At 67.8% G+C, this 21046-nt stretch carries 19 protein-coding genes; all 19 read right to left on the bottom strand.

Features of this window, described 5'->3' with window-relative positions; translation table 11 throughout:
• Window positions 1–2: 2 nt before the first annotated feature.
• Complete coding sequence (locus AB8619_RS08435; protein ID WP_436796023.1) at window positions 3–470, bottom strand: DUF4193 family protein; 468 nt, start codon at window positions 468–470, stop codon at window positions 3–5.
• A 117-nt stretch (window positions 471–587) separates the two neighbouring features.
• Window positions 588–1202: a hypothetical protein gene (locus AB8619_RS08430; RefSeq protein ID WP_436796022.1), complete on the bottom strand. Its 615-nt coding sequence runs from the start codon at window positions 1200–1202 to the stop codon at window positions 588–590.
• Window positions 1199–2428 carry an MCE family protein gene (locus tag AB8619_RS08425; RefSeq protein WP_436796021.1) on the bottom strand — a complete coding sequence of 410 codons (1230 nt, stop codon included), beginning with the start codon at window positions 2426–2428 and terminating at the stop codon, window positions 1199–1201. The genes AB8619_RS08430 and AB8619_RS08425 overlap by 4 nt, the downstream gene beginning before the upstream one ends.
• Before the next feature lies 1 nt (window position 2429).
• Window positions 2430–3371 (bottom strand): MlaD family protein, encoded by a 942-nt coding sequence (locus AB8619_RS08420; RefSeq protein WP_436796020.1) that lies wholly within the window; start codon window positions 3369–3371, stop codon window positions 2430–2432.
• Complete coding sequence (locus tag AB8619_RS08415) at window positions 3368–4576, bottom strand: MCE family protein (protein WP_436796019.1); 1209 nt, start codon at window positions 4574–4576, stop codon at window positions 3368–3370. Before AB8619_RS08415 ends, AB8619_RS08420 begins: the two co-directional genes overlap by 4 nt.
• Window positions 4573–5601 carry an MCE family protein gene (locus AB8619_RS08410; protein ID WP_436796018.1) on the bottom strand — a complete coding sequence of 343 codons (1029 nt, stop codon included), beginning with the start codon at window positions 5599–5601 and terminating at the stop codon, window positions 4573–4575. The genes AB8619_RS08415 and AB8619_RS08410 overlap by 4 nt, the downstream gene beginning before the upstream one ends.
• Window positions 5598–6719 (bottom strand): MCE family protein, encoded by a 1122-nt coding sequence (locus tag AB8619_RS08405; RefSeq protein ID WP_436796017.1) that lies wholly within the window; start codon window positions 6717–6719, stop codon window positions 5598–5600. The genes AB8619_RS08410 and AB8619_RS08405 overlap by 4 nt, the downstream gene beginning before the upstream one ends.
• Window positions 6716–7873: an MCE family protein gene (locus tag AB8619_RS08400; protein WP_436796016.1), complete on the bottom strand. Its 1158-nt coding sequence runs from the start codon at window positions 7871–7873 to the stop codon at window positions 6716–6718. The genes AB8619_RS08405 and AB8619_RS08400 overlap by 4 nt, the downstream gene beginning before the upstream one ends.
• A 3-nt stretch (window positions 7874–7876) precedes the next feature.
• A complete protein-coding gene (locus tag AB8619_RS08395; RefSeq protein WP_436796015.1) occupies window positions 7877–8734 on the bottom strand; it encodes an ABC transporter permease in 858 nt (285 codons plus the stop codon).
• Window positions 8735–8741: 7 nt separating this feature from the next.
• Window positions 8742–9512, bottom strand: coding sequence for an MlaE family ABC transporter permease (locus AB8619_RS08390; protein WP_436796014.1), 771 nt, complete (start codon window positions 9510–9512; stop codon window positions 8742–8744).
• Between the two features lie 43 nt (window positions 9513–9555).
• Window positions 9556–10419 (bottom strand): ABC transporter ATP-binding protein, encoded by an 864-nt coding sequence (locus tag AB8619_RS08385; protein ID WP_436796013.1) that lies wholly within the window; start codon window positions 10417–10419, stop codon window positions 9556–9558.
• Window positions 10420–10592: 173 nt separating this feature from the next.
• Window positions 10593–11753 (bottom strand): LysM peptidoglycan-binding domain-containing protein, encoded by a 1161-nt coding sequence (locus AB8619_RS08380; RefSeq protein ID WP_436796012.1) that lies wholly within the window; start codon window positions 11751–11753, stop codon window positions 10593–10595.
• 98 nt (window positions 11754–11851) lie between these two features.
• Entirely contained in the window at window positions 11852–12430 is a 579-nt protein-coding gene (locus AB8619_RS08375; RefSeq protein ID WP_436796361.1) for an amidohydrolase family protein, read from the bottom strand.
• Between the two features lie 533 nt (window positions 12431–12963).
• Window positions 12964–14574, bottom strand: coding sequence for an FAD-dependent thymidylate synthase (locus tag AB8619_RS08370; RefSeq protein ID WP_436796011.1), 1611 nt, complete (start codon window positions 14572–14574; stop codon window positions 12964–12966).
• Between the two features lie 90 nt (window positions 14575–14664).
• Window positions 14665–15861, bottom strand: a complete 1197-nt coding sequence (locus AB8619_RS08365; protein WP_436796010.1) for a M20 family metallopeptidase — start codon at window positions 15859–15861, stop codon at window positions 14665–14667.
• A gap of 114 nt (window positions 15862–15975) precedes the next feature.
• On the bottom strand, window positions 15976–16965 hold the full coding sequence (locus AB8619_RS08360) for a zinc-binding dehydrogenase (RefSeq protein ID WP_436796009.1): 990 nt from the start codon (window positions 16963–16965) through the stop codon (window positions 15976–15978).
• A gap of 37 nt (window positions 16966–17002) precedes the next feature.
• Complete coding sequence (locus tag AB8619_RS08355) at window positions 17003–17614, bottom strand: diacylglycerol/lipid kinase family protein (protein ID WP_436796008.1); 612 nt, start codon at window positions 17612–17614, stop codon at window positions 17003–17005.
• Window positions 17611–20268, bottom strand: a complete 2658-nt coding sequence (locus AB8619_RS08350; protein ID WP_436796007.1) for a DEAD/DEAH box helicase — start codon at window positions 20266–20268, stop codon at window positions 17611–17613. The genes AB8619_RS08355 and AB8619_RS08350 overlap by 4 nt, the downstream gene beginning before the upstream one ends.
• Window positions 20268–21032, bottom strand: a complete 765-nt coding sequence (tatC, locus tag AB8619_RS08345) for a twin-arginine translocase subunit TatC (RefSeq protein ID WP_436796006.1) — start codon at window positions 21030–21032, stop codon at window positions 20268–20270. The genes AB8619_RS08350 and tatC overlap by 1 nt, the downstream gene beginning before the upstream one ends.
• Window positions 21033–21046 lie beyond the last annotated feature (14 nt).

Here is a 21046-nt window from a genome sequence, read left to right as displayed (position 1 = left end):
GCTCAGACGCAGTCAACACAGAGATCGGTCTCGCCCTCGGCCATCTGGGCCCGGGGCTTGAGGATGAAGCACGACTGGCAGAGGAACTCGTCGGAGCGGCGTGGCTGGATCTTGCCGGGTGTCTCCGGGCGTCCTGCGGCCTGCACGTCGATCTCTTCGTCGTCCTCGTCGTCCTCGTCGTCGGCGGCGAGGCGATCCTTCAGGATCGCGTCGAGGTCGGCCTCGACGTCGTCGGGGTCGGCCTCCTCCTCGTCGTCATCGTCGTCGTCGGACTTGGCCGACTTCGCCGCAGGGGCGTCATCGTCCTCGTCGTCATCGTCCTCGTCGTCAGCGACCGCGTCGTCGTCGACGTCGTCGATGTCGTCCTCGAACTCGTCATCGATGTCGTCATCGATGTCGTCATCATCGAGATCCTCGTCCTCGAGGTCCTCGTCGATGTCTTCTTCGATCGCTTCTTCTTCGTCAGCCATGGTTCTCCAACCGATTCCGTCGGTCGCGCCGGATCATAGACACATCGGCCTCGTAGGGGTGACCGGAGTGCGGGAACCTAGCGCCGGACCCGCGGGATTCCACATCCATGAATCCGATCAGCCGCCCGAGGTCGTCGACGTGGTCGCTGTGGGGTCAGAACTCTCCGGGCTCGCTGCCGGCTGCTCGTCGAGGCCACCGGCGGTCGAGATGTCGATGACGTTGTCGACGAGCCACTCGCCGTCGACCTGGTTCATCTCGAGCTGCATGTACCGGTCGGTCTCCGATCGGGTGCCGGACGCCCCGGTGACGTCACGGTCATAGGTGAGGACCACCGACACCGTTCCGCTGTCGATGTCGCCGACGAAGATCTCCGTGACCTGGGTCGACGCGTCGAGTTCGGATTCGCCGATGAGCCGGCGGAGGCCCTCCTCGACGTTCTCGACCTCACTCGTGAACCCTCCGGTCGACAGTGACAACACGCCGGCCTTCCAGTCGTCGAGCGCGTCGTGTTCGAAGGTGAGGAAGCGTTCGGCGAACCTGCCCGCTGCGAATCGTGCGTCCTCGGTGGAGGCGTCGTTGCCACCGCTTCCGCTCGACAGCGCCACGATCGCCAGGATGCCGAGGACGCCGGCGACGAGCACCGCCGCCACGAATGCTCCTGCGGGGACCGTACGACCGGGCGCAGCGCCCGATGCCGACGGTTCTTCGATGTCGGTGTCGTCGTCGCTCACGTTCCGACCGTACGCCGTGCGACGAGGCCGAAGAGACCGGCACCGAGCAGGAGGAGCACGAGAGCGTACATGGGCTCACCGCCGGTGGCCGGCAGGTTGGAGCCGGCAGCGACGGCGCCGACGCTGCTGCCGGACTCGAACCGGACGCTGCCGGACGAGAGCGTGGAGACGCACGCAGGTACTTCGGGGACGGCCGGCAGGTTCGTCGGCGGGATGTACTGCGTCGCCGGGTTCTCGGTGTTGACGATCAGGTGCACACGGACCCACACGCCGCCGGGCTCGCTGTCGCGGGTCATGAACACGTAGCCCAGGCCCACGTCGGCGAAGTCGAGCACGTGCTCGAGGTTGGCGAGGTTGGCGTCCGTGGTCGTCAGGTCGATGACGTCGTCGAGATCCGAGAGGATGCAGTCGGCGTTCTGCTTGATGTCGCTGACCAGGTCAGCGGTCTGACCGAGCAGGGCGGTCCCCCGGTCGAGGAGGATGTTGGTGTCCGGCTCGATGGTCCGGAGCGTCTCTGCGACGTCGGCGAGATCGGAGATCGCTGCGGAGAACGAGCCACGCTTCTCGGTGACCGTACGGGTCAGCCGGGTGCTGTTCGCACTGAGCGAATCGAGCAGGTCGGCCTTGTCGACGAAGGTCTGGAGCAAGGCGTCCGAGCTGACCGTGAGGTCGCGGAGCGAGTCGGAACGGCCCTTCAGTGCCACCGCGAGCTCGTGGATCAGGATGCGGGTCTGATCGGGGTCGACCGATGCCAAGACCGTCGATGCCGTCCGCAGGAGCTCCGAGAACTCGAGCGGGACCGTGGTCCGCTCCATCGGGATGACGTCGCCCGGCTGCAGCGTCGGGCCGCCCTCGGTGAAGTCCTCGGGAGGGTTGAAATCGACGTAGGGCTCGCCGATGGCCGACTTCCGGAAGATCCGCGCTGTCGACCCTGCAGGGATCTCCTTGCCCGAGTCGATCTCCATGGTGACGATGACCTCGCCGTCGACGATGTCGACCGCCGACACCGCGCCGTAGTTCACGCCGAGGTAGGCGACCTCGGAGTTCTCGGTCACACCAGCAGTCGCCGCGAACTCGCCGTGGAGCTCGTAGGGCTGGTCGAAGAACGACGCACCACCGATGAGAGGCAGCTGGGTGGGGTTGATGATGTTGTTGATCGCCCACCACAGCATGAGGAAGAACACGCCGAGGAAGGCGACGAGGTTGATGAGGACGCGTCTGCTCATGTCAGAGATCCGCCACTTCGAGGAGGCCGTAGACCTGGGCGAAGTCGCCCGGAACGGCCTGCGGGAGCTTGTCGGCGAACTGGGCGATCCAGAAGAGCGTGTCGGCGACCTGTTGCTGGTCGCGATCGATCTCGCCCAGGATCGCGTCGAGCTGCTTGATCTGCGTGTCGACGACGTCGAGGTAGGGCTCGAAGACCGTGTCGTTCTGGATCTGCGCGAGTCGCGTCAGCTCTCGGATCGCGTCGATGGCCTCGTCCCGGTTGTCGGCGAGGACGCCTGTGGTCTCCGCCAGGTTGACGAGCAGGGCGTCGATGTCCGATGCGCCGCCGGCGAGCGTCGCCGTGGCGCCGTCGAGCGAATCGATGATGCGGACGAGTTCGTCGGTCTGGTCGGCCAGCGTGCCGGAGATGGTCGAGAGGTTCTCGACCAGCGAGCGCAGCTCGGGGCCGCGGTCGGCGAAGCTGAGCGAGCCGGTCTCGACCAGCGTGGCCACGTCGCTGGCCACGACGGAGCCGAGGATCTCGACCGCTCGTTCGGTGACGAACTCGAGCTCGGGAGCTTCGGTCGACTCGGTGAGCTCGTCACCGTCGACGAGATCGGTTCCCGACAGCGGGTCGTCCTCGTCGAGCGGACGGATCTCGATGAACTTCTCGCCCAGCAGCGATGTCGTGCGCAGCAGGGCCCGCGACTCGACCGGGACGAACACGTCGTCCTTGATCGACATGGTGACCTTGGCTCGGTAGTCCTCGGTCAGTTCGATGTCGGTCACCGACCCGATCCGGACGTCGGCCACCTGCACGCTGTGGCCGGTCACGAGGTCGCCGACGTCGTCGAACATGGCCGTGATCTCGCGTGAGCCGGTGACGTTGCCCGGCAGGGCGCAGGCGCCGGCGAAGACCGCCAGTGCGAGGAGGCCGATGATGCGGACGGAGGCAGTTCTCATGATCCCACCCCGAGGAAGGTGCCGAGGAGGTCGGCGAGCATGTTGCCGTCCTTGTCGCGCTCGGTCGCGGACGGTGCGGTCTCCGGTGCAGCGGTGGGTGCACCGAGGACGTCGAGGATGTCGTTGACCGGGCTCGTCGGGCGAGTCAGCTCGGCGTCGACCGCGCCGGACCCGTCGTCGAGTTCGATCAGTCCCCCACCGGGGCACTGGGTGCCGAGGATGCTCACGCACGGGAGCGGGATGCCGACGGCGCCGAAGACCGGGGCCAGGGCCTCCGCGATGAGCGGGGTGAAGTTGTTGCGGAGATCGAGCGCGTTGAGGCGCGGGTTGTAGGCCCCGATGAAGCCGTCGATCAGCGCTGGGCCGGCATCGAGGGTGTCCTGGAGGCCGTCGAGGTTCGCGTCGATCGAGCGGGTGAGACGGGTGAGGATCTCGACGTCGGTGCGCAGCCGCACTGCGTGCTCCGAGACGAGGTCGAGACCGTCGCCCGAGAGGTCTGCGAGGCTCGACACCAGCAGCTCGATGTCGTCGCGCTCGTCGGCGAGCACGTCAGCGACGACGGCGAAGTCGTCGAGCGCCTGCGCCAACTGGCCTTCGCGGGTCAGGAGCGTCGCCGTGAAGTCGTCGAAGCGTTCGGCGATGGCGATGATGTCGTCGTCGTTCTCCTCGATGTTGCCGACCAACTCGGACAGTTCGTCGAGGGCGGATCCGAGGTTCTCGCCCTGGCCGTCGAGCGCCGTGGCGGCGTTGTCGATGAGGCGACCGAGACCGTTCGGGTCGAGGTTCTCGAGGAAGTCGTTCAGGGCGGCGAGCGCCTCGTCGGGCTCGATCGGGATGATCGTGTCCTCGGCGGCGATCTCGTAGCCGTCGCTGATGGTCTGGTCACCCTCCTGGAACGGTGGGAACAGCTGCACCCGTCGTTCGCCGATGAGCGACTGGGGAACGATGGCCGCCTTGACGTCCACAGGGACCGGCACGTCGTCGTCGATGGCCATGGTGACCTTCACGAGGTCGCCGACCACCTCGACATCGGTGATCTCGCCGGCGGGGAGGCCGAGGACCTGCACCGCACCGGACTCGTACACCGAGACCGCACGGGGGAAGTAGGCGACGACGTCGTAGGTGTTCCCGCGCTGGAGCACGGAGCAGCCGCTGGCGACGATCGCCACGATCAGCGCAAGGCCGAGGAGACGGAGACGGTTCACGGTGCCTCCAGCCCGAGGATGTCGGTGTAGACGTCGTTGAGGATGCCCAGGACGTCGGGACTCACCGAGCGCACGAAGATGTCGGCCCACGGGCCCTGTGCCCCGCCCTTGGACTGCTGGAGCAGGCCGGGGCCGAGCCAGGCGAGCGCCCGGTCGATGTCGTCCTGTTGCGCCGACACGACGTCGAGCGTCGGGCTCAGGGAGTCGAGGACGCCGTCGATCTGTGCCTTGTTGGCGCTGATCACACGATTGAGCTCCTGGACGGCGTCGGCACTCTCGCCCAGCACGATGGCGAGGTCGTTCCGCCGCTCGACGATCAGGTCGAGGATCTGCTGCGAGGTGTCGAGGAGGCTGATGATCTCGTCGTCCTTGTCGGCCAGTGTCGCGCTGAGGCGATCGGCCTGGTCGAGCAGGTCGGCGAACTCCTGATCGCGCTCGTTGATCGCCGAGCCGACCTCGCGGATACCGGTCAGGAGGTCCTCGACGGTGGCGGCCTTGCCGTCGGTGATGTCGGCGAGGTCGACCAGGAGGTCGTTGAGCTTCTCGGTCTCGAGTTCGTTGATCCCTTCGGTGGCGACACGCGTCAGCTCGAAGAGGTCGAAGGGGACCTTCGTGCGTTCGAGCGGCACGACCCGCTGCTCCGGCGGGAGCTCGTCCATCATCGTGTCCCCCGCCATGGGGTCGATGAGACGGATGTGCTTGGCCCCGAGGAGCGACGCGAGAGCGATCTCGGCGCCCGTGTCGCTGCCGACCTCGATGCCGTCATTGACGACCCATGACACCCGGACGTTGCCGGACGGCCGGTCGACCTCGATGTCGGTCACGCGGCCGACCTTGACGCCGGCCACCTTCACGTCGTCGCCCGTACGGAGACCGGAGGCGTCGCTGAAGACGCCCTCCATCTCGTAGGCGTTCTCGAGCAGGTTGAGCAGTCCGACCATGAAGGCGAAACCGGTGGCGCCGCCGATGAGGAGCACCGACACGATGCCGACGAGGTAGGGATTGCGATCGCGGAACGACTTCATCGCGCTCCACCTCCGACGAGGCTCGTGACGGCTTCAGAGCCCTGCAGGCGGGGAATCCGTGACGGATTCGACGACCCGGACACCACCGGATCGGCCCCGCTGGTGCCCACGACATCGCCCAGGAGGGCGTCGAGGCCGGGATACGTCGGCGTCGTGCATGGCGGCGGCAGGACGGTCAGACACAGGATCGCCTGGTTCAGGAAGGTGCCGTCGCGTGAGCTGCGGAACGTCGCCGAGGCGTTCTCGTCCAGACGGTCGAGCGCCAGGTCGAGCGGGCCGAGCTGGTCCTCGACGGTGTTGAGCGTGGCGTCGAGGCTGGCCAGCAGTCCGTCGATCTCGCTGCGGTTGGCGGCGAGCACCGACGAGAGGTCGGTGTTGAACGCACCGATCTCGAGGATCGCGGTCTCGAGCAGCGCCGTGTTGTCGCTGAAGGTCTGCGAGAGGGCCGCGAGGTTGTCGAGCATGGTCTCGATCTGCGAGTCGCGGTCGGCGACCGTACGGGCCACCACCTCGAGGTTCTCGATGAGGCGGCCGATGGCGGCGTCGCGCTCCCCCAGGCCCTGGACGACGAAGGCCAGGTCGTCGAGTGCTTCGCTGACGCTCATCTCGTTGCCCTCGAGCGCCGTGGTCACGGTGTCGAGGAAGTCGTTGACCTGGTTGGAGTCGATGGTGGCCACGATCGGACCGAGGCGGTTGAACAGTTCGCCGAGGTCGATCACGTTGGTCGTGTCCTCGATGACGTCGCCGTCGGCGAGGGCCGCCGGTGCATCGCCGGGAACGAGGTACACGTAGCGCTGGCCGATGAGGTTGCGCCATCGGATGGTGGCGCTCGAGTCGGCCGGGACCTTCCGGTCGGCGTCGATCTGCATCTTCACGTTGGCCCGACCCGACTCGACCGTGATGTCGGTGACCTTGCCGATGGGCACGCCCGCGACCTTGACGTTGTCGCCGAGGAGCAGGCCGCTCACGTCGTCGAACGTGGCCGAGACCGAGTACGTGTCGGGGCCCTGGCCGATGAGGCCCAACGCCGTGGTGTTGCCGATGGTCGACGCCAGGTACACGAGGAAGACCATGCACAGCGCGACGAACATGCCGAACTTGATCGCGGTGCGGGTCATCGGCCGCCTCCGAGCAGGAGATCGAGCAGGCCACTCGTCGACTTCGTGGTCACCGACTGCAGTTCGTCGAGCGGGGCGAGCGGAGCGGGAGTGCTCGCTGCCGGCGCCGGACTCTCGGCGGCCGCTGCCTCAGCGGGTAGTGCGCCGGCGAGGATCTCGGACACGCTGACGAGGTTCTTGACTGCGGCCATCATGGAACCGTCCTCGGCCTCGATGCGGATGGCCTCGGCCAAGGTGCTGGTGTACTGCTCGAGGCCGAGCAGCAGCGGCTGGATCTTGTTGCGCTTGTTGAACAGCAGGTCGAGGCTCTTCGATCCGTTGGTCAGCGCGTTGGTCGTGAACTCGACGTTGTTCTCGAGCAGGTCGGCGAGGTCGCCGGAGAGGCGGCCCAGCTGGACCAGCGCCGTGTTGAGTTCGTCGCCGCGAGCGTTGAGCGACGGGAGTGCGACGTTGAGGTCCCTGGCGCCACGCAGGAGGTCGGGGGCGACCTCGTCGAGCGTCTCGGAGAGCAATGCCAGATCCGAGGTGAACTGGCGGAACTCGGCGTCGTTGCTGGCCGCCAGTTCCGACAGCGTGGCGCTGTTGACGATCGAGCGGTTCACCGTGCCGCCCAGGCCGTCGCCGGCGTTGGCGAGTTCATCGAGGATCAAGGCCAGCTCGGCCGGGTCGATGGCCTTCAGGACGGGATAGGTGTCGGCGAGGACCCGCTCGAGCTCGAACCCGCCGAGGGTGTCGGTGATGCAGGGAAGCTCCGTCGGGCAGTCGTCCGACGCCGCCGTCTCGAGATAGGGCCCGGAGAGCTCACTGTCGCCGGGGATCACGTCGACGAACTTCTCGCCGAAGAGGGTCTTGGGCCGGATGACCGCCTGGGCGTCGACGGGGATGTCGCGGCCGTCGTTGATCCGCATGGTGACGAGCGCCCGGTTGTCGACCAGTTCGATCTTGGAGACCTCACCGATGTTGACGCCGCGCACCTTCACGTCGCTGCCGGCGAGGAGTCCCTGACCGGCGGCGGCGAAGGAACCCTGGATCCGGTAGCCGCCGTCGAACGCGCCGAACGACGCCTTGATGCCGACCGAGATGAGCGCGAGCAGGATCACCATGCCGATGGCACCGGAGATCATGTTGCGGTTGCGTTCGGTGGAGATCGCCATCTGCTATCCCGTCAGACTCACGGTGTTGCCGCCACCCCAGAAGATGAGCGACAGCACGAGGTTGAAGACGACCACGGCCACGATCGACAGGCGGATCGCCCGACCCACCGCGACACCCACGCCGGCGGGGCCGCCGGAGGCGTAGAAGCCGTAGTAGCAGTGGATGAGGGCCACGATCACGGCGAAGACGGCGGCCTTGATCAGGCTGAACAGGATGTCGATGGGCGGCAGGTAGAGCCGGAAGTAGTAGTCGTAGACACCGGGCGAGAGGCCGAAGAACTCGGTCGTCACCAACTTGGTGGCGAAGAAGCTGGCGAAGAGGCTGATGAGGTAGAGCGGGATGATCGCGACCAGCGCGGCGAGCACCCGGGTGCCGACGAGGTAGGTCATCGGTCGGACCGACATGACCTCGAGCGCATCGATCTCCTCGGAGATCCGCATCGCTCCGAGTTCGGCGGTGAATCCGGCACCCACCTGGGCGGCGAACGCGACACCGGCGATCAGTGGCGTGACCTCGCGGGTGTTGGCGAAGCTGCCGATCAGGCCGGTGAACGCCTCGGCGCCGATCTGCTCGAGGCCGGCGTAGCCCTGGAGCCCCACGTTCGCTCCGGTGAAGAACGACATGGAGAAGATCACGAACACCATGCCGGCGCCGACGATCAGTGCACCGGCACCGACGGTGATGTCGGAGACGAGGCTGAAGACCACGTTCTTGTACTTGAGGCGGAGGATGTTGTGGGTGAGCACGTCCCACAGGACCTGGAAGTAGAAGCTGATCTGCTTCCCGGCGTCCTCGAGGCCGTTGCCCAGGGAGGTCCCGACGCTCGAGAAGGGCTTGGTGAGTCGTTGTACGGCGGTCATCGGCGGATCACAGCTTCGGGGGCACGAGGGCGAAGTAGAGCGAGGTCATGATCAGGTTCGAGAAGAAGATGAGGATGAAGGAGATGACGACGCCCTGGTTCACGGCGTCGCCGACGCCCTTCGGGCCGCCCTTGGCGTAGATGCCCTTGTAACAGGACACCGTGGCGGCGATGAACCCGAAGATGACGGCCTTGAACAGGGACGAGTAGAGGTCGGGCAACTGCACCAGGGAGGTGAAGCCCTGGAAGTAGGCCCCGGGGGTGACCTTCTGGATGACGACGTTGAAGAAGTAGCCGCCCGAGATGCCGGCGACCGACACCAGCGACACCATGAAGAGGCCCACGGTGGCCGCGGCCCACAGCCGCGGGGTGACGAGGCGGTGCACCGGGTTGATCGCCATGACCTCCATGGCCGCGAGTTCGTCTCGGATCTTGCGGGACCCGAGGTCGGCGGTCATGGCCGATCCCCCGGCGCCCGCGATCAGCAACGCCGTGGCGATCGGGGCGGCTTCTCGGACGATGGCGAGGACCATCGCCGCACCGGTGGTCGACTCGGCCCCGAGCTGGCGGGAGAAGGTGCCCACGTGGAGGGCGATCACGGCCCCGAACGGGATCGAGATGAGCACGACCGGGATCGAGCAGACCTTGGCGATGAACCAGCACTGGCTGATGTACTCGCGCCACCAGGACTTGATGTCCCAGGTGCGACGGAAGCCCTCGAGCGAGATCGCGAACATGTTGCCCGTCTCGCGGACGACGAACTGTGCCTTGCCGATCACGGGGCGAACCCTCGGATCGGTGTCGAGATCGACTGCGTCACGATCAGACCGTCATCACGCCGTAGTCGTTGACGTCGCGCCCGGCGGCTTCGATACGTGCCCGCTCCCGGCCCATGAGTTCCTTCTCGATCTCGGTCCGCTCCTCGGCGAGTTCGTCCATGCCGATGGGGCCCATGGCCCGGCCGGCGAGGAACTGGCGGATCAGCTCGTTGTCGGTGGTCCGCATCTCCTCCTTGGAGGCGAACTTCACCAGACCGGCCTGGTAGAGCACGGCGATGTAGTCGGACGTGCGCATGACCGAGGCGATGTTGTGCGTGATGATCAGGAAGGTGGCGCCCGTCTCCTCCTGGATCTTCTTGACCAGCTCGTCGAGGTACGAGACACGAACCGGGTCGAGGCCGGAGTCCGGCTCGTCGAAGAGGATGATCTCCGGGTCCATGGAGAGGGCCCGGGCGAGTCCGGCACGCTTCTTCATGCCGCCCGACACCTCGCCGGGGTACTTCTTCATGTGGTCGAGCATGCCGACGAGGCTGGCCTTCTCGAGGGTGATCTCGCGGATCTCCTTCTCGGTCTTCTTCGTGTGCTCACGGAGCGGGAAGGCGATGTTGTCGAACATGTTCATCGAGCCGAACAGCGCCCCGTCCTGGAAGAGCACCCCGAACTTGCGGCGGATCCGGTAGAGATCCTTCTCGCCCATGCCGACGGTCTCTTCACCGTCGACCCAGATCTCGCCCCCGTCGGGACGGAGCAGGCCGATCACGTTCTTGAGCAGCACCGACTTGCCGGTGCCCGACGGCCCCATGACCGCCGAGATCTTGCCGCGGGGGATGTCGAACGACACGTCCTTGAGCACCGTGTGCGAGCCGAAGCTCTTCGACACGTTGCGTAGCGAGATCGCCGCGTCCATCAATGTCCCTCGTCGTGTTCGTCCATCGGCCGGATACTTCGTCGCGAAGGTGCGGGTCCCCTAGTGACCGATGACACCAACGAGCGGCCACCGTAGGGCAACCCGGGTAGGCGTGCCAAGGACCCCCAAACCGGGGGAATCCGGACGTACTGACCGGTAACTTCCGACCCGGGTCAGCAGGCGGCGCGCAGGAACGGGTACGGGTTGACCGCCTGGCCCTGCGGATGGACCTCGAAGTGCAGGTGAGGACTGCTGCCCTTGGCATTGCCCGTGTCGCCCACGTAGCCGATGACGTCGCCGGCCTTGACCTGGCCGGTCTTGCCGAACTTCGACATGTGGCTGCCGAACCAGAGCGTGCCGTTGGCGTCGGTCAGTCGGAACTGGTGGCCGCCGATCGATCCGGTCGCGATGTCGACCCAGCCACTCGCCGGGGCGTAGACCGGCGTGCCGGTGGGAGCGAACAGGTCGATTCCCGCGTGGGAACGTCCGCCGCTGCGAGCGAAGCCCCAACCGTTGATGAACTTGGCGCCGGGGACCGGGCAGCGAGCGCCCGCGCTCCCACTGCTGCCGGGGATCGTGAGCTTCTGCCCGACGTAGATGTGGTTCACGTCGCTGAGGCCCGAGGCCTTGGCGATCGCCGATGCCGACGTGCCGTAGCGCCGGGCGATGCTGCCCAGGTTCTCGCCGTTCTTCACGGTGTGGCTCTGTGCCGCGGTCGAGCCCGTGCCGGGGAGGGTGCCGGGATCGAACAGGAGGAGCCGGGTCGACGCGTAGATCTTGCCGTCCTGCAGGCCGTTCCAGCGGATGAAGTCGGCCTGGGAGATCCCGTACTTGCGGGCGATGCCGGCGATCGTGTCGCCGGACTGGACCAGGTGGCGTTGACCGGCGAGCTGTTTGCCCGACGAGGTGGAGCCCGAGGACGACGAGGGGGTGCCGCCGGACGACCCGCCGCCCGAGATGGTCAGCTTCTTGCCGGCCTGGATGACGTTCGGGTTTGTGATCCCGTTGGCCGTCACCAGCGCCGACACCGAGGTGTTGAACTTCCGGGCGATCGCTCCGAGCGTGTCGCCCTTCTCGACCGTGTAGGTGGTGCCGGAGGACGAGCCTCCCCCTGCGGTCGGAATCTCGAGTGACCGGCCGGCCACGATGAGATTCGGATTGCTGATCCCGTTGGCCTCGACGATGGCGCGCACAGACGTGCCGTGCTTCGCTGCGATGTCGCTGAGGGTCTCGCCGGATCGAACCGTGTGCGTACCGGACGCGGCGAGTGCGAATGCACTCAGAGCGACGACAGCGATCAGGTCTCGGGGACGAAGGGGGACGCGGATGAACATGCCTCCTGCGGCTCCGCCCGCTCGGTTGCGACGGCACGGTACCGAGCCCTCTGGAGGAACTCAACCCCCAATTTCCCCAACAGCCCCAACTCCCCCATTCAGACAGCGTGGTGGAGCACCGCGCCTCCGACGATCGTCGTCCGGAGGTCCAGATCGGGGGTGAGGACGACGAGGTCGGCACGTGCGCCGGAGGCCAACGTGCCCCGATCGCGATCGTGGAGGACCTCGGCGGGTCGTGTGCTGGCCGCGTGGAGCGCACGCTCGGGCGAACAGTCGGAGAACGCGACGAGGTTGGCGACGGCGGACACGAGTGGCAGCACGCTGCCGGCGAGGGTGCCATCGGGGAGGCGGACGCCTCGACTGGTGTCGACGCCGTCGACTCCCAGGAGCGCCACCGCGTCGCTGACGAGCACCAGGCGCTCCCCCAGCGCCCGCTCGGCGACAGCGACGACCGACGGGTCCACGTGGATCCCGTCGACGATGAGCCCGACGTCGAGTCGCTCGTCGCTCAGTGCACGCCCCGCCACGCCGGGCTCCCGGTGATGCAACGGCGACATGGCGTTGAACAGGTGCGTCACCGACGAAGCACCGGCGGTGACCGCTCGGTCGACCTCGTCCGCCGTCGCCTGGCTGTGGCCGACGGCGACGACGACACCGCGCCCGGTGAGGTGGCGAATGACGTCGAGCGCCCCGTTCGAGTTCGGGCGCCAAGGTCACCATGGCCATTCCCGTCGCCGCGGACCACCCGTCGACGGCGTCCACCGTCGGGAGGCGGAGCAGGTCGATCGGATGCGCACCCGCGGCCCGAGGCGAGAGGAACGGCCCTTCGAGATGGAGCCCGAGCGGGGTCGCCCCACGCCAACCCGGTGGCGGGCCCTTCGTGAGCGTGGCGTTGGCGCGTTCGATGACGTCGGGGGTCGAGGTCACGATCGTGGGCAGCCAGGAGGTGACGCCCCAACGTGGCAGGGCGGCGGCCAGATCCCACAGACGTTCTGGCTCGTTCCGGAGGTCGATGCCGACGGCACCGTTGCACTGCAGGTCGACGAGGCCGGGCGCGACGAGGAGACCGCGGACATCGATGGACTCCGACTCGGACGGTGCCTCGTCGACGATGCGCCCGTCGACGATCGCGACGTCGCGGTCCGTCCACGTGCCTTCGGTCAGGACCCGGCCGCCCTCGAGGACGATCGCTCCGGTCATCGAGGGGTGATCAGGGCTGCTGGACCGAGCGCCGCTGCTCGGCCGCCCGCTCGGCGTCGAGTCGCTCGAGCGCCGGCTCGGCCGAGTGGTCGACGAACCGCATGCCCTCGGCGATCGCACGATGTCCCGCCTTCTCGGCGATGAGGCGGTGCATCTCCTGAGCGACTCGGCGATAGGCGGGATGTCCCTGGGGACCCGAGCGGAGCTCGAGCATGTGCGTCGCTGCCCGGGCGTTGACGTGCATGTAGAAGCGCACCTTGTAGGCGAGCGAGACCGCGTAGCTGGCCTGCTCGGGGAAGTCGTCGAGGAGGTCGTCGTGGAGGTCGGCCGATCGTTCGAGCGCCTCGTCGAATGCCTCGGCCTGACCGGCGGCGTCGACGGCGGGCGGCCGGACGTAGCCGTGCCGCGTGGTCAGCTTCTGCCACTCCAGCGTGAGCATGCGATGACGCTGCAGGTCGCGGAACGCGCCGTAGTCGGCGAGGACATCGAAGCGGTACTGGGGCCGCTCGAGTGCTCGACCGGGCTTGTGACGACGGTTCTTGCGATCACCCTCGTAGGCACGGATCACGGCGATGCGATCCTCGACCGACATCGCCCGAACCCGGGTCTCGAGTTGGGTCTCGGGCAGGTCGGTGTAGGCGTAGAGCATCGACGCGACGGCCTTGATCTCGGCGTCGGGATCGAAGTCGACGAGCGTCACCTCGGGGACGTCCTCGGGCTCGACGCCACGGAAGAGCTTGGTGGCGATCGACCCCATGGCCGTCTCGCGGTCCTCGAAGTAGTCGCGCCAGACCTCGCCGCGGTCGGGCAGGTCGACTCGGCGCAGGAACGACGGGATGACCTTGCGGAGCTCGGTCAACATGAGGTCGGCGTAGGCACGGGACTCGGGCAGCGGATGGCTGCGCATGCGGTAGAGCAGCATCTCGTAGGTCTGCCCGGTGCCGTAGATCCCGACGTTGGACAACGACGCTGCCGGCAACATGCCCCGGATGGAGTCGAGCGCCTTGGCCTTGATGGCCTGCCGATACACGAAGTCGGAGTCGGCGTCGGTCTTGGGGAACTGCTCGCGGAAGAAGTCCTGCATGACCGGCACGAGTTCGGCGTAGGCGTCGAACATGCCGTCCATCTCCGCGACGTAGCGGAGCCCCAGGGGCGACGTCAGGACCTCGGGGTCCCGGTAGTACCGGTAGCGGCCACCCAGGCGCGAGTCGTAGGCGATGTAGCGGGTCGACTGCTCGAGGTAGGCGGCCAGGCGTCCCCATTCGAGGATCTTGGTGAGGATGTTCGACGCCTGTTCGCAGGCGAGGTGGACGCCGCCGAGCTGGGCCACGGAGTCGTCGCCGTACTCGAGGAACACGCGCTGGTAGAGCTGTTCGGCCCGTTCGAGGCCGATGGTGGCGTCGACCGACAGGTCGCCGGTGATGTCGAGATCTCCGACGAACTCGTCGAGGAACAGGCGCCGGAGCGACTTCGGCGAGCGCGAGTAGCGGGCGAACAGTGCCCCCTTCACGACCTCGGGGAGGTTGACCAGCGCGAACACCGGTCCATCGAGGTTGGTGAAGTAACGGCGGAGGATGTCCTCCTCGTCGCTCGTGAAATCTTCACCGATGTAGACGGCCACGCCGCGATGGTAGGACCTGGCGGGGTTCCGACCGGTGACCGGTCGCGAGGCCCGTGATCGCTGGGCTGCGACGCCCTGATGTGCCGCGGTTCAGCGCGAGAGTCGCGCTTCGAACTCGCTCCGGGCGGCGTCGATCGCCCCAGGGACCAGCCACAGGTCGACGACGGTCCAGGCGAGGATCTTGGCGCCGTCGATCACTGCGCGGTCGCCCATGGGTCCACAGGCCGCCGCGGCGAACGCCGGCGTGTGGATCGGCGTGCCGTCTGGGGCCGCCTGGATCATCGGGTGGATCGACGGGACCACGTAGGAGACGTCCCCCATGTCGGTCGAACCCACCACCGGGGCGACGCCGGCGTCGGCGGCCATCGCCGGATCGAGGACGGTCCGGTCGAGGCGAGCGGCATTGGCGGCGTAGAGGTCGTTGAGGGTCCCGATCCCCACCATGTCCGCGTAGGGCGGGTCGACCCATTCGATCGACACCTCGCACCCGGTCGCGGTAGCCCCGGCTCTCAGGCACGCGACCACCCGCTCCTTGAGCGAGTCGAGGCCGGCAGCGCTCGGCGACCGCACGAACCAGTGCGTCTGGGCCCGTGCCGGAACGATGTTGGGCTTGTCGCCTCCGTCGGTGAACACGCCGTGGATCCGCTCGGACGGGAGGATGTGCTGGCGAAGAGCGGCCACGCCGTTGTAGCCGAGGACCGCTGCGTCGAGGGCGTTGCGGCCTTCGTGCGGTGCTGCGGCGGCATGGGCTGCGGCGCCGTCGTAGGTCGCCACACACTGCTGGACCGCCAACGTGGTCATGTCCCGCAGTTCTGCGCCGGCGGGATGGATCATCACCGCAGCGTCGATCTGCTCGAAGGCCCCAGCGCGGATCATGAACACCTTGCCTCCGCCCCCCTCCTCGGCGGGCGTGCCGAGGATCGAGAGCCGGCCACCGCACTCGTCGGCCACCGCAGCGGTCGCCAGGCCGGCGCCGAGGCCCGCCGCGGCGATGATGTTGTGTCCGCACGCGTGGCCGATCCCGGGGAGTGCGTCGTACTCCAGGCAGACGGCGACGTCGGTGCCCTTCGACCCCGCCCGGGCGACGAACGCCGTGTCGAGGCCGAACGCATGGCGTTCGGCTTCCAGCGCCGCGGCATCGATCTCGTCGCAGAGCAGATCGTGCGCGAAGTGTTCCTCGAAGTTGAGTTCGGGCTTGTCATGGATGGCGTGCGAGATCTCCAGCAGACGGTCGGCTCGCCGGTCGATGTCGTCCGCTACGCGTTCCTTGACCTCGTCGAGTTCCACGCCGGCATCGTAGGAGCACCTCCCTCACCCCCACCCCCACCAATCTGGTTCTGGGTGCGCGATCGGGACGTCAGGAGTACCGATCGCGCACCCAGAACCGATCGGGCGGGGGTCTCAGGGGGTGGGGTGGCGGAGGACGACCTTGCCGAGTTGGTCGCCGCTGCGGAGGCGGTCGAGGGCCGCCGGGTAGTCGGCGCGGTCGAACACCTCGTCGACGGCGATGGGCAACCCCTGTTCCACGAGGCGCACGACGGCGTCGAACTCCTCGTACGAGCCCATGGTCGAGCCGATGATCTCGATCTGCTTGAAGAAGAGCTTCGGGAGGTCGATCTCGACCTTCTGGCCTGACGTGCCCCCGCACACGACGAGGCGGCCACCGGGGACGAGGGACCGCACGGATTGGTCCCACGTCGCCGGACCCACCGACTCGACGACGACATCGGCCTTGACCGGCCACGAGTCGGCGGCCGAGTCGAATCCCTCGACCGCGCCGAGTGCGACCGCCTGGTCGATCTTCGACTGCTGGCGGCTGGTCACGTACACCTTCGCCCCCATCGCCACGGCGAGCGCGAGCGCAGCCATCGACACGCCGCCGCCGACACCGACCACCAGCACCGTCTCGCCCGCCGTGAGGCGTGCCCGACGCAGCATCCGGTATGCGGTCAGCGTGGCGAGCGGAAACGCTGCACACTCCTCCCACGAGCGCCCCGCGGGCTTCGCGACGACGTTCCGCTCGGGAACGACGACGCCGTCTCCGTGTCCACCCCACCGCTGCTCCCCCAGGATCTGGAAGCCACGTCCGAGTGGTGCATCGTTGCCGAGTCGCACGACGGCGTCGAGGGACATGACGGCTGGGTTGACGACGACCTCGTCGCCCACGGCGACAGCCACGCCGTCGCCCACCGCGTCGACGATGCCGGCGACGTCACATCCCGGGATGTGTGGGAGCTGCGGCTTTGGAAGCCCGCGGGTCAGCCACAGGTCCATGTGGTTGAGGGCGGAGGTGACGGGCCGCACCCGGACCTCGCCGGGTCCGGGTTCGGGGGTGTCGATCTCCCCGAAGCGATAGTCACCGGGGGAAGCGTCGAGGATCCAGGCGTCCATGGCCCGAGTCTGGCAGCGGATGCCCGGCCTTCCCGATCTAGACGACGACCGTGAGCGCGTCGGGCACGACACGGATCGACAGCGTGCGCGCCGGTCCGACGATCTCGCCGTCGAGCCACACCTTCGTCCCGGGTGCGAGGTCGATCTGCGTCCCCGAGGTCCGCTCGAGCGAGATGTCGGGGTGCGGCAGGTGCGTGCCGGTCTTGAGCCGTGGGAGCGCCTTCCAGCGATCGCCAAGCGACGGATCGGCGGTGAAGACCTCGACCTTGCCGTCGTTCGGATGCGACCGGGGGGCGACGTTCCAGTCGCCGCGGTACTGGGCGTTCATCACCATGATGATCGGACCACGGATCCACGACCGTCTGGCCACGAGATGCGAGACGAAGAACTGGAGCGAGCCGTCGATCAGCACCTCGCACAGGTCGACCGGAAGTGTCTGGGCGTCATCGCTGTGCAGCCGGTCGTACGAGCCCATCGCCCCGCAGGTGCGAGCGAGGTCGCCACCCAGGAGACCCAGCGCGGGGATCGGGGTCGACGAGCGTCGCGCCGCCGTGATCACGGCTCGAGCCTCGATGTCGCTGTGCACGACCACACCGTCGGCGGGCAGCCGACCGGGTGCGCCCCACGGCTCGCCCTTCTCGATCGTCACGCCTCGGCCCCGTCGCCGTCCCCGCTCGCTTCGTCCTGATCCTCGTTCTCGGCCTCGGCCTCGACCGTCGCCGCCACGACACCTCGTTCGAGCGCTCCGACGGCGCGACGAGCAGTCGTCCTGGTGGTGGGATCATCGGCGAGCTGACCGATCTGGCGGACGAGGTCGACGAGCTGGCGAACGGTCCGGACGAAGTCTCCACCGGTCAACTCGATGTCGCCGTCGTCGAGCAACGAACCGAGCGATTCTCCCGCGCACCACTCGTGCGCCAGTCGGGCGAAGTTGTGGTCGCCGCCACTCGACGTGGGCAGGCCGACCCGTTCCTCGACGACCACGATGCTGCGGACGATGGCGTCGATGTCACGGCATCGGTCCTCGACGCGGTCGGACGGATAGCGCGCCTCGGGTGGCGGCCCTGGAGCCCGGTGCTCGTAGACGAGCGCAGAGGCAACGGCAGCGAGTTCCGGGGCATCGAGGTCGTCGAAGCAACCGGCGGCGATGGCCTCGGCCACGACCAGATCGGACTCGTGGTAGACGCCGGCGAGGAGATCGCCCCGTGCCGTCACCGTCCAGCCGTCGACGTACCCGAATTCGCCGAGCACCTCGAGGACCCGCTCGAACGCGAGGCCGAGCGTTCCGGACTGGTGGTCGATGCGCGCGGTGAGTTCGTCCACCTCCCGGCGGACGCGCTCGGCGCGTTCGAGCGCTCGGAGGTGCTCGTCGGCATCGGGACAGCTGGCGACGGGGTGGTCGACGGCACTCCCCCGCCTCGCCGGCGTCGCCACGGTCGCACCGTGGAGGTCTTCGGCGACCGACGCCTGGAACCGGGGATCGGCGGGCTGGAAGGGTTCCGGCAGCGTCAGCGTCGCCAACACCTCGGGAGGATGGTCGAAGTCCGGCATCCCCACCGTGAACACGTCGCCGTCGGGCGAGACGACCTTCACCTTGATGCGCTCTCCCGACCGATGCGCGACCGACAGGACCGCGACCCGCGGCTGATCGTCGAGCGCGATGACGTCGCCTGGACTGAGGTCGTCGAGGCGTGCCTCGAGCCGGCGGCGCCGCTCGCGGCGGGGAAGATCGGTCTGCGCCAGTTCTCGGTACTCGGCCACGTCGCCGAGCTCGCACGACGCTTCCCCGAGCAACTGGTCGAGAGCGGCCCGCCGCTTGACCAGCCGTCGTTCGGTCACGACCACGGCTCGGTCGGCCTGGTACTGCGCGAGCGACTGGTTCAGCAGTCGCCGAGCGCTCTCGCGGTCGTGACGCCGGATCAGGTTGACCGCCATGTTGTACGTCGGCCGGAACGCGGAGCGGAGGACGAAGCTCCGGCTGCTCGCCAGTCCGGCGATCTGTGCGAACGCGACGAAGGGCGACCACAGCACGACGGCGGTGCCGTGGGTGTCGATGCCTCGACGTCCGGCTCGACCGGTCAGCTGTGTGTACTCGGCCGGCGTCAGGAACGCCCGGGACTCACCGTTGAACTTCGTCATCCGCTCGATGACGACCGATCGCGCCGGCATGTTGATGCCCAGCGCCAGCGTCTCGGTCGCGAAGACGAGCTTGACGAGGCCTTCGGCGAAGCAGGCCTCGACCGCCTCCTTGAATGGCGGAACGTGGCCGGCGTGATGGGAGGCCACGCCGGCCTCGAGACCACGGAGCCATCGTTCGCCGCCCAGGGCGCGGAAGTCGGCGTCCTCGAGCACGGCGAGGTGACGGTCGGCGATCTCGCGGATCCGCCGGCGATCCTCGCGGGTGGTGAGTCGCACCCCCGCGTCGAGGCAGGCCTTGACGGCGTCGTCGCACGCTGCCCGGCTGAAGATGAAGGCGATCGCCGGGAGGAGGTCGGTGTCCTCGAGGACCTGGAGGACCTCCAGTCGGTTGGGAGTGAACCAGCGGCGACGGTTGTTCCCGCCGCGCGACCGTCCCCGGCTTCGGTCACGACCCGAACTCTGGTCTCGGTCGACGTCGAAGCGAGCGCCCTCGGGGTTGGGGCGCCCGTCGACCAGCGTGTCGACCAGTCGGAGTCGCCCACCGGACTTGTCGCCGACGAGGTACGTGTTGGTGAGGCTGACCGGCCGCTCGTGCTCGACCACGACGTCGGTCGGTCCACGAACCGTCGTGAGCCAGTCGCCGATGTCGTCGACGTTGGAGACGGTGGCCGACAGACAGACCAGCCGGACGTGTTCGGGGAGGTGCACGATGACCTCCTCCCACACCGGACCGCGGAAGGAGTTCTGGAGATAGTGCACCTCGTCGAGCACCACCACGCCGAGATCGTCGAGCGGTCGCCCGCTGTAGATCATGTTGCGGAGGACCTCGGTGGTCATCACGACCACGGGGGCGTCGCCGTCGATCGAGTTGTCTCCGGTCAGCAGTCCGGCGCGGCCGGTGCCGTAGCGATCTCGGAGCTCACCGAACTTCTGGTTCGACAGCGCCTTGATCGGCGTCGTGTAGAAGGCGCGTTGGCCATGGTCGAGCGCATCGGCGACGGCGTACTCGGCGACGACGGTCTTGCCGGCTCCGGTGGGAGCCGCGACGAGGACCGAGCGACCGCCGTCGATGGCGTCGGCTGCATCTCGTTGGAAACGGTCGAGCGGGAAGCCCAGGCCGTCGACCAGCGCGGCGACGTGTGAGCCGGGGCGGGGTGAGGCCATCAGGTGTCGACGACCTCGGCCTTTCGCCGCTTACGGGTGAGGAGCGAGCCGATGAGGATCGCTGCCTCGTAGAAGAAGATCATCGGGATCGACAGGATCCCGAGGCTGTAGGGGTCGCCGGACGGCGTGAGGACGGCCACGAGGATGACGATGCCCACGATCGCGTAGCGACGCACGCTGCGGAGGTTCTTGGCCGAGACCACGCCCGCGAGCTGCAGGAACACCAGGACGACGGGGAACTCGAAGCCGGCGCCGAACGCCAACATCATGTAGGTGATGAGCTGGAAGTAGGGCGCTGGACGGAACTGCGTCTGCAGGTTCTCGCCGCCGATGTTGACCAGGAAGTCGAGTGCTCGGGGCAGCGTGTAATAGGCCAGCGCGGCGCCCATGACGAACAGGGCGAGGGCACTGAGCACGAACGGGATGGCGTACTTCTTCTCGTGCGAGTGGAGACCCGGGGTGATGAAGCGCCAGATCTGCCACAGGATCACCGGCATCGCGAGGGCGATCCCGCCGTAGCCAGCGACACGCAGACGTACGGAGAACCCCTCGAGGGGTTCGGTCTGCAGCAGTCGGCAGTTCTCAGGCGTCGCCCCCTGGAGGCCGCAGTAGGGGTCGAGGAGGATGTCGAAGATCTGGGGGTAGAGGAACCAGGCGATCAACGCGCCCAAGGCGATGGCGACGGCGATCTTCACCAGGCGATCACGGAGCTCGCCCAGGTGCTCGAGCAACGGCATCCGCCCGTCGTCGACTGTCTTGGCCATCTACTGCTCCTGCC

Origin of the sequence: Actinospongiicola halichondriae (genome assembly GCF_049103745.1) — a bacterium.
GTDB classification, from domain to species: Bacteria; Actinomycetota; Acidimicrobiia; order Acidimicrobiales; family Salinilacustritrichaceae; genus Salinilacustrithrix; species Salinilacustrithrix halichondriae.
The sequence above is the reverse complement of the archived record's forward strand: the minus strand, read 5'-3'. Positions and strand labels throughout refer to the sequence as shown.